The following is a 17,669-nucleotide window of genomic DNA, read 5'->3' as shown; positions in this document are numbered from 1 at the left end:
TTTTAAATCATAAAAAAACCGCTTCAGTTATGGAGCGGTTTTTTTTATGATTTAAGAAGTCTTAGAACTGCTCTCTTCCTGCAAAGTGGAATGCGCTTTCGATAGCAGCGTTTTCGTCACTGTCAGATCCGTGAACTGCATTTTCTCCGATTGAAGTAGCGTATGCTTTACGAATAGTTCCTTCAGCAGCTTCAGCTGGGTTTGTAGCACCAATTAAAGTTCTGAAATCTTCTACTGCGTTTTCTTTTTCTAAAATAGCAGCAACAATTGGTCCGCGAGACATGAATTCAACTAACTCTCCGTAGAAAGGTCTTTCTGCGTGTACTGCGTAAAATGCTTTAGCATCAGCTACAGTTAATTGAGTTAATTTTAATGAAACGATTTTGAAACCGCCATTAGTAATCATTGCTAAGATATTCCCGATGTGTCCGTTTGCAACAGCATCTGGTTTAATCATTGTAAAAGTTCTATTTGTTGCCATTTTTTATTTTATTAAATTTTGTGCAAAAGTATACTTTTTTTATGAATTGATTTTAATAAAATCATAATTAAAACGCTTTAGAGTGATGTTTTGATTAGAAAACCTTTTTTGAACCATATAAGTTATATAAGTTCATTTAAATTGTAGCGTTGTGGTAGTTATCGCATAGTTGATATGCAATTAAAAAAAAGACGCACTGCTGTGCGTCTCTACTTCTATCGTTCAAAATTATACTTTGAATATTAATTTGTTTCTATAGAAAATCCATAAAATAAAAGTCCAAATTCCAACGTAAGTTAAAGCGCCGGCTAGAGAAGCATTCATAGGATTGCTGAACCAAGGCGCAATTCCGAAACGGTATAAATAATCTAAAAGATTGGTTTGTTCGCCAGCAAGTGACGGATGCTGAAAACGAATCATGACTAAAGCCTGCGGGATAATCTGTGAAGCAAAGAAAACAATCATTGGGTTTACTCCCCAAATGACAAATAGCTTAAATCCTTTTTTGAATTCTTTTATGTCAATGATATAATACAAAACTGTCAGACAAACTGTTGCTAATCCCGTGGTGTATAAAACATAGCTGCTTGTCCAAATCGATTTGTTAATTGGAAAAACTAAATCCCAGATTAATCCGAAAAAGATAAGCGAGGTGCCGATCATTCCCATTCTTTGAGCTTTTTGGATTTTAGTTACGCTAAGCAGTAAAATTTGACCAATAAATAAACCGATAATTCCGTTTACAATTGGCGGAAACGTACTTAAGATTCCTTCAGGATCCCAAGTATTGGTTTCGTGATACATATGTCCTTTCAATAAGACGCTGTCAACCCAAGCGGCTAAATTGGTTCCTTTTTCTAAATTTGCTTCTCCAATTCCAGGGACAGGAATTAAAGTCATAACGGCCCAATAGCCAAAAAGCAAAATGATTCCTGTTATCAGCTGCGTTTTTCGGGAGGTTTTTAAATACAATAGCGAAACAACAAAATAAACTACTGCAATACGCTGTAGAACCCCAGGCAGTCTCACATCTGCATAGTTTTCAAAGCCTCCGTAAGCTAAAATCAGATATAATGCTAATATGCTAAAGGCAAAAATGTTTTTTAGTCGGTTGCTGAGATTTCCCATCAGCGCATAACCAACTGCGAAAGTAATGATTAATCTGCCCAGGAGAAGCGGGATTCCTTCTAAACCGAAAAGCTGAATTTTGCCAAAGAAATTAAAGAAAATTCCTAAACAGAACATTCTTAAAGAACGAATCAGAATTTTGTTAAATGTGGTCTCATCATATTTTTTTTCTGGCATTGCAAGCGGTACAGCGACTCCCATTATAAAAATAAAAAAAGGAAACACAAGGTCGGTTGGCGTGCAGCCGTTCCAGTTTGCGTGCAAAAGCGGGGGGTAAACATTTCCCCAATCGCCAGGATTGTTTACAATAGTCATCAATAGAATAGTCAGTCCGCGAAAGACATCAAGCGAAATTAGGCGTTCTCTTACCATTTGGTTAGGTCGTTAAATAGGTTATAAAAAATAATTCTATTTGGTTTGAGAGAGCGATAATGTCGGAAGTGAGCTGGTTATTTGTCCCTAAATTATCGCTTTTGAATTTCTAAAGATACTTATTTTAGATTATTATGATGTCAAAATTATGTTCTAAAGGTTTTAATTTTTGAATTAAAAGCGGAATCAACTGTTCTCCTTTTTCTAAATAAAATTCAGAAAAATTGGCTTGACGCTCTTGAAGGCTGTTGTTCGGGAACAATTCGCATTGCAAATCAGTAACTCGCTGCAGCTGATCCTGAAGTTTTCTTTTTTGGGCTTTTAATAATCTCTTTTCCAGATTTTCTAGACCTTTCTTTTGTTTTACTTCTTGCGCTTTTACGGCTCCAGAAAAAGATTTATCGGTCTTTTCGGCCAATTCAAAAAGATAGGCAAACTGCTTTTCAAGTGTTTCTTTCTGAGGAGTTAAATCAATTGGAAAAGGAGAAAGTTTATGTGTGATTTCATTAGTTAAATTCTCCGATTTGCTGAATAAATCTTTCCAAGTCAAACCTAGATTATCTGCTTTTTTAACTTGCTTTTCTGTTGCCAAAAGAACAGAATTACGAATTAACAATATTGGAAATGTTATGTTTACAGCCTCAAAAAAAGCTTTAAGTTCTAGCCAATAAGCGATTTCTCCGCCTCCGCCAATATAGCAGAGATTAGGAAGGATAATTTCTTGGTATAACGGACGCATAATCACATTTGGACTGAATTTTTCAGGATTGCTTTCTAACAGTTTGAAAATTTCATCTTTTGAAAACGAGATTTTAGTATTGTTAACCAGATATTTATCTTGTTCCAGAATGATTCTTTCGCGTATCTTATCTTCAATATAGAATAAGTTAATCTCACGCGGATTTACCTGGACAGCATATTCCTTAAGTTCTTCAATAGATTTTTGAACTGCTTTAAACGAAGTTTGATTTTCCAATTCTTCTTTTGCGAACGGTATAAAAGCGCGTTTTAAATCGGCGTCATCTGCATCGATAATAACCAAACCGTAGGAAGAAAAAAGAGCATTGGCCAAATAACGAGTGGCATCGGCTAGATTTTCGTGTTTTAAGTAAGCGTCTTCAAAAAGCTTTTTCAAGGCATTGGCGTTGGTGCTTGAACCTAATTCTTTAGAATAGATTTCAAATAAATCTTCTAAACCTTCAGTTGAAAGCCTTCCTACAGGGCCGGTGCTTTCAGCGTTCCAGCGGATTTTCTTTCCTTTAAAATTAAAATAATTGATTTCTTCAAAATCGTGGTCTTCTGTCGCCATCCAATAAACGGGAACAAAATTGTATGAAGGGTATTTCGACTTTAATTCTTTGGTTAAATTAATTGCAGAAATAATTTTATATAAAAAATACAGCGGTCCGCTAAAAAGATTTAACTGATGTCCTGTTGTAATTGTAAAAGTATTTTCGAGTGCTAAAAGCGAAATATTCTGTCTGGTTAAATCAGAGATTTCAATGTTTTGGTATTGCTTATGCAAAGCATAAGTCAAAACAGCTCGGTTGTTATGATCAAAATTGGCTGATTTTTCAGCAATTTGTTTTTCAAAATTTTCTAAGGTTGGAAAATTATTGTACAGCGGTTTTAATTCTGGCTTTTGATCTAAATAATCCTGCATTAGTTTAGAGAAATATCCAGAAGATTGAAAGCTGATACAGTCGGTAGGCATAATTTTAAGTTTATTTTTGATAGCTGTAAATTTAATGAAAATATACAGTTAAAAACGCTATTAACAATTGCTTAAGAATTGATTTTTTTTCTGATGCTTTTAAAAACGTTGTAATCAGGATTTTAAATTTTTATTTTGGGAGGTTGGTTAAAATTGATAATTTATCTAATTTGTTAAAAATGTAATGTAGTTGTAAAAGTAATTTGTGTAATTGTGAATTATTAATAATGAAACTCTATTTTTGCAAGTAAAAAAGATATCAGTTTTCATGGAAAATAACCCCAATAAAAAGAACTCGTTAAAGCACGTTCTTTTTGGAAGCCTTATAGGCACGACAATCGAATTTTTTGATTTTTATATTTATGCTAATGCTGCGGTATTGGTTTTTCCACAATTATTTTTTCCAGGTTCAGATCCAACGATGGCCACTCTAGAATCGTTAGCAACTTTCTCGATTGCCTTTTTATCTCGTCCGTTAGGTTCTGCTTTTTTTGGACATTACGGGGATAAGATCGGACGTAAATTTACTCTTGTTGCGGCTTTACTAACAATGGGGATTTCGACAGTGACTATTGGATTTTTGCCTAGCTATGCTAGTATTGGTGTTGCCGCTCCGCTATTATTAATGCTTTGCCGATTTGGGCAAGGAGTTGGTTTAGGAGGTGAGTGGGGCGGAGCTGTTTTGCTTGCAATCGAGAACGCGCCGCCAAATAAGCGTGCGTGGTACGGAATGTTTCCGCAATTGGGAGCTCCAATCGGGTTGCTGCTTTCGGGCGGAACTTTTTTATTGCTTACCGATTCGATGAGTAATGAAGATTTTATGAATTATGGCTGGAGAATTCCGTTTATTGCCAGTGCGCTTTTGGTAATAGTCGGATTTTACATTAGAACAAAAATTACAGAAACGCCTTCGTTTGAAAATGCTAAAAAACATGAAGAAGAGGTAAAGGTTCCTTTTTTAGAAATAGTGAAGTCATATAAAAATCAGTTGATTTTTGGAACTCTTGCAGCAATTACAACGTTTTTGGTTTTTTATCTGATGACCGTTTTTACATTAAGCTGGGCCACTTCAGATTTGGGGATTGCTAAAAGAGACGGATTACTGATTCAATTATTCTCGGTATTATTTTTTGCGCTTTTTATTCCGGTTTCAGCTGTTGTGGCAGATAAGATTGGCCGTCGCAAAATGCTAATTGCAGCGACAGCGGCAATTGCAGTTTTCGGATTTTTCTTTTCTTACTTTTTGAGTGCAGGAAATATTGCTTTGGTTACTATTTTTGCTTGTATCGGAATGTCTTTGATGGGCTTTACGTACGGGCCTTTGGGGACTTTTTTGTCTGAATTGTTTCCAACGAATGTTCGTTATTCGGGAGCATCTTTGACTTTTAATATGGCTGGAATTCTAGGAGCTGCTTTTGCGCCGATGATTGCAATTTATTTGGCTAAGACCTACGATGTGAGCTATGTCGGCTATTATTTAATTGGGGCAGCAATTATATCTTTAGTTTCATTTTTGGTCATAAGCAAAGACGAGCATAAATTCTAAAAACAGTTTATTTAAAATATTCCTAAAGCAGTAATGTAAAAAATTACTGCTTTTTTTTAGACCCAATTATTTTGTCGGAATTAAGACACCGCGGACTTTAGAAAATCAAGAAGTCTGGAAAACGACACACCTATTTGCTGGCAAACTTTGGTTTATTGCCGGGCTGATCATTATTTTGGGAGGCTTAATTTTTGACAGTGCTATTTTCGCTAAAGTGTTTTTGGCCATTGTTTTTACTATAGCCATTGTGCCTATTGCTTACTCTTATCTGAAATTTAGGATTCTGAAAAAGAAAGAACAACTGTAAATCTAGAAGTCATGATAAAAATAATAATTATTCTAGTAGAATTGGTAATGCATTGTATTATAAAATTTTAAATAAGAAAGGTTCGTTTTCCAACGAACCTTTTTTGCTATAACTGATTATCTTTTTAAAGAAAAATGCCCTCTATATTCTGTTCCGTTTATCCTGGTAACGGTAAACCAATAGTCTGAGGCTGGTTGTTGATTTCCGAGGTAAGTTCCGTTCCATGAAGAGTTTAATGTCAATTCCTTGATTAATTTTCCGTAACGATCAAATATTCTAATAGATGAATTAGGGGCTAAATAATCTGGGTCTATTGTCCAAGTGTCATTAAAGCCGTCTCCATTTGGCGTGAAGATCTTTGGATACGGAATATCATTAACCAAATGAATGCAATCGCCAGCTGTGGCCTCAAGAATATTTATTGTGACAGGAATTCTGTCGCTTTCGCAATTGCTAAGTGTTTGAGAAGCATAATAGGTAATTCCATTTTCAAGAGAAGTCGATTCTGATAAATTATTTGTAGCGGAAGAACTTTCATACCATTTAATATTTTGACCATTAATTTCAATATCACTAATTTTTGCATTTTTTTGGATGCAGAATTGCTGCGGAGAATCGGCAATTGGAATTTGCGTGTCTTGTATTTTTACAGTAATTGCTAATCTTTCGCTTTCGCAGTTGTTTAGGGTTTGACTCACATAGTATTTTCCATTTTGTAACAAATCTGTTTTTTGTAAAGCATTCCCATTCGTTGCAGCATCATACCATTTTAGAGAAGTTCCAGCAATTTTAAGAGCTGCAATTGTTGAAAGTTCATCGATGCAAAATTGCTGGTTATTATTTCCTGTTGGCATTGGAGTATCGTAAACATGAATCAAAATAGGTATTCTGTCACTATCGCATCCAATAGTTTGAGAAACGTAATAGGTTCTGTTGTTTTCCAATAGAGTTGTAGCTGGTAAAACAGAGGCAGAAAAACTGGTGTCAAACCATTTTATATTTTGTCCCGTTATTTGAATATCGTTGAGCGTTTTATTTTCCCTTTTGCAAAACGATTGTTCTGAGTTTCCAGTTGGCGCATTAGGAGTGCTTACAAATGAAACTGTAATTCCAAATCTAGGGCTTTCGCAACTATTTAAAGTTTGAGAAGCATAATAGGTTTTGCCATTAGCAAGATTAGTCGTTTCTGCTAATAAAGATCCGTTTCTTGGAGCATCGTACCATTTTATTGAAGCGCCTGTAATTTCGATATTTGAAAGGGTTGCATTCTGTCCTATGCAAAAGTATTGATTCGCATTTCCTGTTGGAGCTAACGTATTCTGAATATTAATGGTTACAGGAGTTCTTTCGCTTTCGCAACCATTTACAGTTTGTGATGCAAAATAAGTCACTCCATTTTGAAGTGCAGTTGTATTAGACAAAAGTGCTCCAGCTGTTTGTGCATTGTACCATTTTATACTTTGTCCTGTAATTTGAATTTCATTTAAAGTTGCGTTTTGCTGTATACAGAAAGTTTGTGTAGTATTAGCAATAGGATTTTGCGGTTTACTAATGATAATTAGCTTAAAATCTTTCTCTACAAAACAAGAAGGATTTGTTTTGAAATAACTTTTTGCAGTTATAATTTCTTCATTTTTTACAGTATTGGTGTAAGGATTTGGCAGCGGACTTGGTAAAGAGATTCCATTTTGATTCCTATATTCTACAATTAAATCTGATTGATTTCCTATTACGGTTGCGTGTATGCCAGAGGTGTCAAAAGAATTTGAAATGCCAGATCCAGCATTTGCTTCGCAAGAATAAATAGAATTTAGCGTAAAGTCATTGGGACTATTGGTAATTTTGACTTCTTTAGTTATGGTTTGGGTCTCACTTCCGCATTTTATTGTCGCAGTAACATTGTATGTTCCTACAGCAGTAAATTGATGCTGGGGATTGTTTATTGCTGCAGTATTGTTTGTTGTTGAACTTGGATCATCGAAATTCCAAAGTATTGAATCAAATGTTCCTTTAACATTAAAATTAACAGCTTTATTAAAACAAGTGTTTTCTGCCAGTATTTCACCTTTATTAGCCGGAGATGTACTGGCCTTAAGCTTATAAAGCAATCCATTTGCTTCATTGTTTCCGCTATTGCCATAAATAACCGAATTATTAATTATTAAGGGCTCGCTTTGAAAATTTGCGGTTAAAAACAAATCATCTTTGTCAAATCTAATTGGTCCTGCCGCATCTAGAGATAGGCTATTGGTATAATGGTTTGTACCAGTAGATTTTAAAACATACTCTGGTTCAAAAGTATCTAAATTCATTTTAAAGAGTACGAGATCTTCGCCTAAATTCCTTGATGTAATAGTTGCATTGGGAAAAATCATGGTATTGGAAAAACTGGTAAAAACAAACAATTCATTGCCTTTTCCAGCCATATATGCTTTATTTAAACTGCTTGGTCGAAGATTGGCTTCTCCAGGATATTCAAGCATTGTGTTGTTGTTAATTTGTTTAAATCGTTCCAAATTTCCGTTAGAAGGATTAAATTCTGTCAAAATAGATTGTGTGACATCATTTCTTGGGGAATTTGTATTAAAGACATTTCCCAGAACATTTACATCTCGATCAAAACAGCCCCATAAATATAGTTTGTCATTTATTGGGTTATAATGCAATATAGTTGGTCTATAAACGGTTTTGTTGAGGATATTGCCATTGTTGGAAATTTCTTTACTCCACACCATCTCTAAGTTTGAATTGACTTTGAAAATAGTGGAAGAAGTATAGTTCTGGCCAATTTTGCCGAAATAGATATTTCCATTTTTATCGATTTCAGAAGTTTTAAGAACCTCCAAGCCAGATCCATATTTTTTAGCATCAATTAAATTTCCTCCAACATCAAATTTTGCAACAAATGCTCGTCCATAATAAGAATTATCACTTAATAAAATTTGATTATTGATATTGATAGAATTATTAAATGATCCGGTGACATAAATGTAGCCATTATGGTAGTAAACGTTTTTTGCTAAGTTGTTTATAATGCCAATTTTACGATTCCATACAACATTTCCGCTTGGAGACAATTTATAAAGCGTAACGCCAAAATAAAAGTCTAGACCATCAAGAACAAATGGCTCTCTCCCGGAGTTGTAATTTCCTCCTAAAAGTTCTTTTACCAAAACGTACGAATTTCCCTGATCATCAGCACAGAAATAATCGGCAATTGTAGAATCGGGAAATTCTTTTTTCCAAAGAAGATTACAATTTAAATCATATTTGTAAAGTCCTGATCTATCGGTTCTATTGGCGCCAGAAAGATTTGTTCCTATAGTTACAAACACGGCATTGTCTGTTTTTTCTAAATCAAAAACCGCACCTCCAATCCAGCCAGCATAGACTTTTGCGCAATCAAAACATTGGCTTTGCATTAAAAAGGAATAAAAAAGAAAAAGGAAAAGTAATTTTTGTTTCATAAAAAAAAAAATTAAGCCATTTCAAATGTAATTAAATATCTACAAATCCAAATTAAAAAGTCAGAAGCCAGACGAATAAAATCTTTTCAGTAAAAAAATCCACAATATCCCGTATTTTTGCAAAAAAATAAATCCTTTTGAAAACGAAACTTTTTGTAATTACGCCGCCATTTACCCAACTGAATACCCCGTATCCGGCAACGGCGTATATAAAAGGTTTTCTGAATACCAAAAATATCGAATCGGTCCAGGCTGATTTAGGCATTGATGTGATTTTGGAATTGTTTTCAAAAAAAGGGCTTTCTGACTTGTTCCGATCCATCAGCCAACAGCCAACAAGCGACAACTGTAAAAGAATTTTTGCCTTACAAGATGAATACATCAAAACAATCGATTCTGTAATTCAGTTTCTTCAAGGAAAAAATCCAACTTTAGCATTGCAGATTTGTCAAGAAGATTTTCTGCCAGAAGCTTCTCGCTTTGCACAATTAGAAGAATTGGATTGGGCATTTGGTTCGATGGGAACTCAAGACAAAGCAAAGCATTTGGCGACTTTATATCTGGAAGATATTTCAGATTTTATTGTCGAATGTGTAGACGAAAACTTTGGTTTCAGCCGATACGCAGAACGTTTAGGTCGAAGTGCCAATTCTTTTGATGAATTGTACGAAGCCTTACAGCAAGAGCCAACTTATATCGATTCGATTTTAATTTCGCTTTTAAAAGCTAAAATTGAAGCCGTAAAACCAACCTTATTTTTAATTTCTGTTCCTTTTCCAGGAAATTTGTATAGTGCGTTTCGTTGCGCGCAATGGGTAAAACAAAATCATCCTGAAATTAAAATTTCGATGGGTGGAGGTTTTCCTAATACCGAATTGCGTTCGCTTTCTGATAAACGTGTTTTTGAATTTTTTGATTTTATCACTTTAGATGATGGCGAAGTTCCAATTGAAGAACTTGTTGATAATCTGTCATCCCGAGCGGAGTCTAAGGAGGATAAGCGTTATAAAAGAACTTTTTTATTAGAAAACGAAGAAGTTGTCTATAAAAATGATTCGCTAAAGCACGATTATAAACAATCTCAAGTAGGAACGCCCGATTATTCAGATCTGCCTTTGGATAAATATATTTCGGTGATGGAAATTGTAAATCCGATGCACAGAATGTGGAGCGATGGGCGCTGGAACAAACTTACAATGGCGCATGGCTGCTATTGGGGAAAATGTACTTTCTGCGATATTTCTTTGGATTACATCAAAGTGTACGAGCCTGTCGCGGCAAGTCTGCTTTGTGATCGAATAGAAGAATTAATAGAACAGACAGGCCAAAACGGATTTCATTTTGTGGATGAAGCCGCTCCGCCTGCTTTAATGCGTGCTTTGGCGCTTGAAATTCTAAAAAGAAAGCTTGCAGTAACTTGGTGGACAAATATTCGTTTTGAAAAAAGCTTTTCAAAAGATTTATGTCTCCTCTTAAAAGCTTCTGGATGTATTGCCGTTTCAGGTGGTCTTGAAGTAGCTTCAGATCGATTGCTGAAATTAATTGACAAAGGCGTAACTGTTGAACAAGTCGCAAAAGTCACACGAAATTTTACCGAAGCTGGAATTATGGTTCACGCGTATCTGATGTACGGATACCCAACGCAAACTATTCAGGAGACGGTTGACAGCCTCGAAATGGTGCGCCAGTTATTTGAAGCAGGAGTTTTGCAGTCAGGATTTTGGCATCAGTTTGCTCTGACGGCTCATAGCCCAGTTGGATTGTATCCTGAACAGTTTGGCGTAACCAAAAAAACGGAAGCGATTGGAACCTTTGCGAATAACGATATTGAATACACAGACGCAACGGGAATTAATCATGACAAATTCAGTTTCGGATTAAAGAAATCGCTTTTTAATTTTATGCACGGAATTTGTTTTGATTACGAATTGCAAGAATGGTTCGATTTTAAAATTCCGAAAACCAAAATTCATCCCGATTTTATTTTTAATGCATTAGAGGAGCAAAACGATTTCAATACAAAACCAAATGCAAAAGTGGTTTGGCTTGGAGGAAAACCTGCTGCAGAAATCTTTACAAAATCAAAAAAAGGAAGAAGCTGGGAAATGATGTCCTTGACTTTTCATGATAAAAAAGAAAGTTTCAATATTCAAACCGGTAAAGAAGAAGGCGAGTGGCTGGCTTCAATTTTATCAAAAATCGCAGTTTCTGGTTCTAAAAGTTATACTTTTCAGGAGGTTAAAAATGATTTTGAAACTGAATTGGAAGATTTCGAATTATTCTGGTATTCTAAACCTGTAAACACTTTGCGCGAATTTGGATTATTGGTGCTTTAATACTCAATGCATTCTCCGTCTTTTGGAATAGAAGTTTTGCCTAAAAGACCATGATCTGAAAGGGCAGTTCTTAATTCTAGTCTCGTGGTCGGACAATGGTTTAAAGCTTCTAAATGATTGGCGAGAACTTTGCCGGGTGCAAGAGTTGCAAATTTCAAAATATCATCCATTCGCATTAACAAGGGCTGGCCAAAATCTAACCTTGCAGTGCCGCAGGCTACAATCGAAATGTCAGGTTTAAATTGCGTTAGCACTTTTTCTACGTGTTCTGTAAAAATAGTGTCAGAGCTGACATAAATGGATTTTTGATCTGCCAGCTCAATAAGAAAACCCATTACATTTCCCATCAATTTTGCAACAAATCCGTAGCCGTGAATGGCTGGAATTCCAGTTATTTTTCCGTCTAGAAATTTTTGCGGTTCCCAATATTCCAAGGTTTGAATCACGCTTAATCCTCTTTGCACAAGCGCTTTTTCGTCCTTAGAACTGCAGATTACAGGAATGCTTTTTCGTCTCAAAAAAACTTCGCCTGCTTTGTCTATATGATCTGGGTGTAAATGTGTTATCAAACAGTGCGTTACGCGACTTAAAATATCACGGCTGTTTTTAGGCAGTGCCACCAGAGGATTTCGTTTTGGCTTGTATCTGAAAATAGTAAAAGGCGGAATTGTTTTTCTTTTACCTAACATTGGGTCAACTAAAATGACATGCTTTTCTGTTTCAATTACCAAAGTGGCATTTCGCAAATGATGTAATTTCATATCCAAGAAAATTAGATATTAAAAATACAAAGTTTTTCGAAAAATAATTTACAGATTTTTCTTTATTTTTAGCAGAATTGTTATTATTTACATTTATGCATTTACAAGAAGGTTTTCATACCTATTTCATTTATATTTTGACAAATAAAGCGAAATCTGTTTTTTATGTTGGAGTTACTAATAATTTGAAAAACAGATTAATAAAGCATAAAGAGAATCTTCTGGCTGGAAATAAAACCTTTGCTTCAAAATATAATGTGGAGTTTTTATTATACTTTGAAAAATTTACTTGGATCCAAGAAGCGATTGCTAGAGAAAAGGAAATAAAAGGCTGGAGAAGGGAGAAGAAAATTGCTTTAATTAAAACTATGAATCCTGAATTGGAATTTTTGAATTATTAATTGAAATCAAAGTATTTCAAGTCTAGTATGCCATTCCGAGGAACGAGGGCACGAGCGATAGCGAACTCGCGAAGCAATCTCCGCAAGCAGCTCGCCAAAGATTGGAAAAACTTTGTGGAATATTGCCGCGGAGATTCCTCCTCCGTCGGAATGACAAACTGTACGTGTATAAAACTCAGGAATGCTTTACCCAATAGAAAACCTAAACCCAATTCCGTGCAGGTTTTCTATCGAAATGCCTTGCTCGTTTGCTAAGATTTTGCGAAGACGCGAAATAAAAACGTCTAAACTTCTACCCATAAAATAGTCGTCTGTTCCCCATAGCGAGGTTAAAATTTGTTCTCTCTTCAAAACAGAATTTTTATGGTCTAGAAAAAGTTTTAACAATTCGGCTTCACGCTGCGTTAAACCGACTTTTTCCTCATCATTAAAAAGAATGAAGTTTTTAGTGTCGAATTGATATTTGCCAACTTCATAAATCGTTTTGGCAGCTGGAATATTTTTTTGCGAACGTTTTAAGAAAATTTCAATTTTCAAAAGCAATTCCTCAATGCTGAAAGGCTTTACCAAATAATCATCGGCACCTAAGCGCAGTCCCTTAATGCGGTCTTCTTTTAATGTTTTGGCCGAAAGGAAAATAATCGGAACATCAAGGTCTATTTTTCGAACGGCTTCGGCAAGTTCAAAACCATCCATTTTGGGCATCATAATATCAAAAATGCAAATGTCAAATTCTTCTTCCTCAAAAATTTTCAGAGCCGATTTTCCATCAGGACAATGAATCACTTCATAATTGTTCTGCTCCAAATTATCTTTGGTTAAAAACGCTAAGGTTTCATCGTCTTCGGCATATAGTATTTTGAAGTTTCTCATTTTTTGTAAGGAATTGATAAAGTTATAGTAATGCCTTTTTCTTGATTGTTTTCGGCTTTGATTTTCCAGTTTTGCAGACTGCAGATTTCTTTTACATAATATAAACCAAGTCCAAACCCGTTGACTTCGTTACTTTTTTCGTTCTGCACTCGGTAAAACTTATCAAAGATAAAAGATATTTTTTTAGGATTAATTCCAATTCCATTATCAATAAATTCCAGTTTTAAACAGTTATTATTTTCGATGATTTTTATCGTAACTTCTGGCTTTTCATTGCAGTATTTCATTGCATTATCCAACAGATTGTACACTAGATTAGCAAAATGAAAAGTATCTGTTTCGAGTAAATATTCTCTAGAAACTGTTTCAATTGCAATAGAAGCTTCAGGATATTTTAATTTAATGTTTTCAATTGCTTCTTCAATAATCGGAACAATTAAAATGTTTTCTTTTTTAAGTTCTAAAGGAGCATAATCGGCCTTTGCGACATTCAGAATCTTTTCGATATGGCCATTCAATTTATTGCCCTGATTGATAATAATATCGGTATACGTATACAATTTTTTGTCTTCTTTAATTGGCTTTTGCTCAATAAGATATTTTGAAGCAATCAGAATAGAGGCCAGCGGCGTTTTAAATTCGTGCGTCATATTATTGATAAAATCGCGCTGCAGTTCTGAATATTTTTTATGCTGTAAAAGAGTAAAAATCGAGTACACATAAATAAGCAGAATGAGAATTAGTGCAGTTGAAAGAATAAACCAAAAACGCATCGAACTGAAAAGATAAGTCGTCTCGTTTGGAAAACGCACGGCAAAATAATAAACCAGATTTTTATGCTTCGGAAAATAAACGGTCTTTTTGCATTCCGCTTTTTTCTTATAAAGCGAAATATAATCTCCATAAATCATTTCGTCGCTTTGGCAATTATACATCGCATACTCAAAATCGGTGGTGATATTCACCTTTTTGAATTCCGTTTTGAGATAGAATTCTAGAATATCAGGCTCAAATTCGTTATCGACATTTACAATATAATAGTCATTTGCAATTTTCTGAACCGGATTTTGTACCGGCAGTTCGTGATTGGTTCCTTCGTATAGTTTTTTAGCCACTTCAAGCAAGGCGATATGCGCTTTCTGGCTCAGTTTTTTTTGTTCGATTGTAAAAGCCTCTTTTGTCCATAGCAATTGTGCCACCAAAATACTGATGATAGCGACTAATCCTAAGAGAATGATGCTGTTGAGTTTATTAATTTTCAAGAATAAAGAATTTTGAGAGTGTAATATTAATCAATTTTAGCCTAAAAACGGGCGGTTAACAAGTCATTAACAAACGTTTGAAACCAGTTAACAGCGACTTGAATTTGTCTGAATTACCTTTGTAATATCAAAATGAACTATAAACCATTTTAAATATATCAGTTATGAAAATGATCAAAATTTCGATGTTAGCTTTGGCTTTAGGCCTAATGTCTTTTTCAGCAATTGCTCAAGTACAATCTTTAGTCTCAGAAACCGAAGCTTCAGTAACGGCAGCTTCTACAATAGCTTGGAAAGCAGAAACTATTGATGTTGGACAGATCCCGCAGGGAACTCCAAAAGCAATTGTTTACGAATTTAAAAATACAGGAAAAACAGCTGTAGTCATTACAAACGTGCAAGGATCTTGCGGCTGTACAGCAACAGATTATACAAAAGAGCCAATTCAGGCTGGTAAATCTGGAAAAGTTACGGCAACATACAATGCTGCAAACAAAGGCGCTTTTACAAAAACAGTAACGGTTACAACTAGCGCAGAAACAACGCCAAAAGTACTTACTTTAAAAGGCACAGTTATTTAATAGAATTTTAATAGGTTGGTTATATGGCAAAAGCTCCAGACAAGTAAATTGTTTGGAGCTTTTTATTTTATTAACCGCTTAGACATCAAAAAAATAAGGCTTAAGATTTATTGCTGAGTCCTTTGTTTTAATAGATTTTTTTCTACTTTTAATCAAAAATTTTGAGTTATGAAAATTTGGTATGTGCCTATTGTTGCTATTGTTTTTTTGATTGTTTCTTCGTGTAATTCGAAAGCTGATAAAAAAGAGGAGAACTCGATAAAGAAAGTTGAAAAAATTCCAGAATTAAAACTGACCATCGACACAGTTCGTATCGCAAAGTTTTATGAAAGTTACCCAAAACTGGAAAAATTTAAAGCAGATGTAATTTCTTTGTATCAGAAAAATAAATCTACCCAATTGTGGCAGGACAATAAAGGCGTGATTGAATTTGGAAATACCTTATTTAATCAATACAAGAATTTAGATCAGGAAGGATTAAAAGCTAACTATCCTTATAAAGAAGAACTAAATTCGGTTTTCGAAAATAACCCGACCAAAAAATTATCTAAAGAAGATACCGACTTACTGCTTTCCAATTTGTATTACTATTATGCCGAAAAAGTATACGCAGGTTTTGACGAAAAAACCAGTATTTCTTTAGAATGGCTTTTGCCTCGAAAAAAGCTGAACTATCAAGTCCTTTCTGATTCGATCTTTAAAAAATCAACCATTTTGGATGATAAGAAAAAAAAGATGTTCAGCCAGTATTACAAACTTCGCGATGCGCTTAAAGAATACAGAGAAATTGAGAAAAAAGGCGGATGGAAAACTATCGAAACGGGTGAAGATTATAAAGCTTTAAAAGTTGGCGATTCTTCAAATATTGTTGCACAAATTAGAGAAAGGCTTTTTGTAATCAAAGATTTAAAAGAAGATACCAAAAGCGCAGTTTGCGATACGGTTTTGATGAAAGCCATGAAAAACTACGAATTGCATCATGGCTATGCTCCAAAGAATGTTATTCTGTTAGAACATATAAATGACCTGAATATTCCGGTTGCTGAGCGAATCAAAACGATTATTGCCAATATGGAGCGCTGCCGATGGATAGATCCCGAATTGGAAAAAGGCCAGAAGTATATTGAAGTCAATATTCCAGAATTCAAGCTGTATATAGTTGAAGATGGTAAAATTTCTTTTGTATCGCCAGTTGTTGTGGGAAGAGCCATGACAAAAACAGTTATTTTCAGCGGAATGATGAGCAATATTGTTTTCAGTCCGTATTGGAACGTGCCGCCAAGCATTATCAAATCGGAGATAAAACCTGGAATGGCTAGAGATAAAAATTATTTGCAAAAGAAAAATCTGGAATGGAACAATGGTGCAGTGCGTCAGCTTCCAGGTAAAAATAACTCGCTTGGTTTGGTGAAATTTTTATTTCCAAATTCAAGCAATATTTATCTTCACGATACGCCATCAAAAAGTTTGTTCGAAAGAGAGAGCAGAGCTTTTAGCCACGGTTGCGTGCGTGTAGCAAAGCCAAGAGAATTGGCAATTGAATTATTAAAAGTCGATCCGCAATGGAATCCCGAAAGAATTGATAAAGCGATGCACGCCGGAAAAGAAAGCTGGTATACGCTTAAGAAAAAAGTTCCAGTTTATATTGGCTATTTCACCGCTTGGGTTGACCGCGAAGGCAATCTAAATTTCTACAAAGATATTTATGGAAGAGATGAAAGTCTTATCAAATTATTGACTGAAGAATAACGGGTGAAGGTTGTCACGAATTACACGAATTTCCACCAATTTTAATTAGCGAAAATTCGTGTAATTCGTGGCAAAAAAATAATTTGTAACGAAAAAACTATTTAGACAAAACATCAACACATTTATAAAAACGTCTGGTATAATGTTCTGTATCAAGCGCTGTTATAGTTACTTGCTGTGCTTTTCCTGAAGAGGCATGAATAAATTTGGACTGCATTCCGTTGGCTTCACAAATTATGCCTACGTGACCGACCACATTTCGGTTTTTATATCCGTAAAAAACCAAAATATCTCCCACCTTAAATTCTTCTGGTTTTAGAGTTTTGCCTATATTTTTATAGCCGCCAGAACTTCTTGGCAGTGTCATTCCGAAATTTTTAAAAACATAACTCACAAAACCCGAGCAGTCAAAACCTTTTTGCGGATTGCTGCTGGCATACACATACGGAATCCCTAAATGTTTTTTTGCAAAGGAAATAATAGAATCACGATTGATTTCAGTTTGGATTTTAGGATTTGGCACAAGAATTTTCTTTTCATCCTTTTTTAAATTAAAAGAAGAAAACACGATGAAGGCTGATAGAAAAATAAAAAAACGTAGTCTCATTTTGTAAAATAAAAGTATTCGGTTGATAAAGAAAAGCTGCAAATTAAGCATTTCAAAAAGAAAACGATTTGCTTCGCTTGTAAG

14 protein-coding genes are annotated in these 17,669 nt (G+C 34.8%); 6 read left to right on the top strand and 8 right to left on the bottom strand.

The annotated features are described in order from the left end of the window. Positions 1-61 precede the first annotated feature (61 nt). The 3 genes from N4T20_RS21320 to bshC all read right to left on the bottom strand — a co-directional run bounded on the left by N4T20_RS21320 (position 62) and on the right by bshC (position 3,695). Complete coding sequence (locus N4T20_RS21320) at positions 62-481, bottom strand: nucleoside-diphosphate kinase (RefSeq protein ID WP_071634812.1); 420 nt, start codon at positions 479-481, stop codon at positions 62-64. A gap of 228 nt (positions 482-709) precedes the next feature. After that, positions 710-1,981 carry an acyltransferase family protein gene (locus tag N4T20_RS21315; protein WP_260671071.1) on the bottom strand — a complete coding sequence of 424 codons (1,272 nt, stop codon included), beginning with the start codon at positions 1,979-1,981 and terminating at the stop codon, positions 710-712. 124 nt (positions 1,982-2,105) lie between these two features. Continuing rightward, entirely contained in the window at positions 2,106-3,695 is a 1,590-nt protein-coding gene (gene bshC, locus N4T20_RS21310) for a bacillithiol biosynthesis cysteine-adding enzyme BshC (RefSeq protein ID WP_260671070.1), read from the bottom strand. 268 nt (positions 3,696-3,963) lie between these two features. On the opposite strand from bshC, the gene N4T20_RS21305 reads away from it, so the two are divergent. Together N4T20_RS21305 and N4T20_RS21300 are read left to right on the top strand one after the other, a co-directional pair. Beyond that, positions 3,964-5,241: an MFS transporter gene (locus N4T20_RS21305; protein ID WP_260671069.1), complete on the top strand. Its 1,278-nt coding sequence runs from the start codon at positions 3,964-3,966 to the stop codon at positions 5,239-5,241. Positions 5,242-5,287: 46 nt separating this feature from the next. Further along, the gene (locus N4T20_RS21300) at positions 5,288-5,548 is read left to right on the top strand and encodes an SdpI family protein (RefSeq protein ID WP_260673130.1); all 261 of its coding nucleotides are present in this window, start codon (positions 5,288-5,290) and stop codon (positions 5,546-5,548) included. A 116-nt stretch (positions 5,549-5,664) separates the two neighbouring features. On the opposite strand, the gene N4T20_RS21295 is transcribed toward N4T20_RS21300, so the two are convergent. Then, positions 5,665-9,015 carry a T9SS type B sorting domain-containing protein gene (locus N4T20_RS21295; RefSeq protein WP_260671068.1) on the bottom strand — a complete coding sequence of 1,117 codons (3,351 nt, stop codon included), beginning with the start codon at positions 9,013-9,015 and terminating at the stop codon, positions 5,665-5,667. A 137-nt stretch (positions 9,016-9,152) separates the two neighbouring features. Between N4T20_RS21295 and N4T20_RS21290 the strand changes: the two genes are divergently transcribed. After that, complete coding sequence (locus N4T20_RS21290) at positions 9,153-11,351, top strand: B12-binding domain-containing radical SAM protein (RefSeq protein WP_260671067.1); 2,199 nt, start codon at positions 9,153-9,155, stop codon at positions 11,349-11,351. Here N4T20_RS21290 and N4T20_RS21285 read toward each other — a convergent pair. Then, positions 11,348-12,112, bottom strand: coding sequence for an MBL fold metallo-hydrolase (locus N4T20_RS21285; RefSeq protein ID WP_260671066.1), 765 nt, complete (start codon positions 12,110-12,112; stop codon positions 11,348-11,350). The genes N4T20_RS21290 and N4T20_RS21285 overlap by 4 nt on opposite strands. 95 nt (positions 12,113-12,207) lie before the next feature. On the opposite strand from N4T20_RS21285, the gene N4T20_RS21280 reads away from it, so the two are divergent. Continuing rightward, complete coding sequence (locus tag N4T20_RS21280; protein WP_260671065.1) at positions 12,208-12,513, top strand: GIY-YIG nuclease family protein; 306 nt, start codon at positions 12,208-12,210, stop codon at positions 12,511-12,513. Between the two features lie 186 nt (positions 12,514-12,699). On the opposite strand, the gene N4T20_RS21275 is transcribed toward N4T20_RS21280, so the two are convergent. Both N4T20_RS21275 and N4T20_RS21270 read right to left on the bottom strand, forming a co-directional pair. After that, positions 12,700-13,386 (bottom strand): response regulator transcription factor, encoded by a 687-nt coding sequence (locus tag N4T20_RS21275; protein ID WP_260671064.1) that lies wholly within the window; start codon positions 13,384-13,386, stop codon positions 12,700-12,702. Further along, on the bottom strand, positions 13,383-14,648 hold the full coding sequence (locus N4T20_RS21270) for a sensor histidine kinase KdpD (RefSeq protein ID WP_260671063.1): 1,266 nt from the start codon (positions 14,646-14,648) through the stop codon (positions 13,383-13,385). The genes N4T20_RS21275 and N4T20_RS21270 overlap by 4 nt, the downstream gene beginning before the upstream one ends. 164 nt (positions 14,649-14,812) lie before the next feature. Here N4T20_RS21270 and N4T20_RS21265 point away from each other — a divergent pair, with 164 nt between their 5' ends. Beyond that, entirely contained in the window at positions 14,813-15,229 is a 417-nt protein-coding gene (locus N4T20_RS21265; RefSeq protein ID WP_260671062.1) for a DUF1573 domain-containing protein, read from the top strand. Positions 15,230-15,397: 168 nt separating this feature from the next. Further along, positions 15,398-16,978: a murein L,D-transpeptidase gene (locus N4T20_RS21260; protein ID WP_260671061.1), complete on the top strand. Its 1,581-nt coding sequence runs from the start codon at positions 15,398-15,400 to the stop codon at positions 16,976-16,978. Positions 16,979-17,075: 97 nt separating this feature from the next. Here N4T20_RS21260 and N4T20_RS21255 read toward each other — a convergent pair whose 3' ends face one another. Then, on the bottom strand, positions 17,076-17,501 hold the full coding sequence (locus N4T20_RS21255; RefSeq protein WP_260671060.1) for a C40 family peptidase: 426 nt from the start codon (positions 17,499-17,501) through the stop codon (positions 17,076-17,078). Positions 17,502-17,669 lie beyond the last annotated feature (168 nt).

The organism is Flavobacterium sp. TR2 (genome assembly GCF_025252405.1).
GTDB lineage: Bacteria > Bacteroidota > Bacteroidia > Flavobacteriales > Flavobacteriaceae > Flavobacterium.
This window is presented reverse-complemented; position numbering and strand designations above follow the sequence as displayed.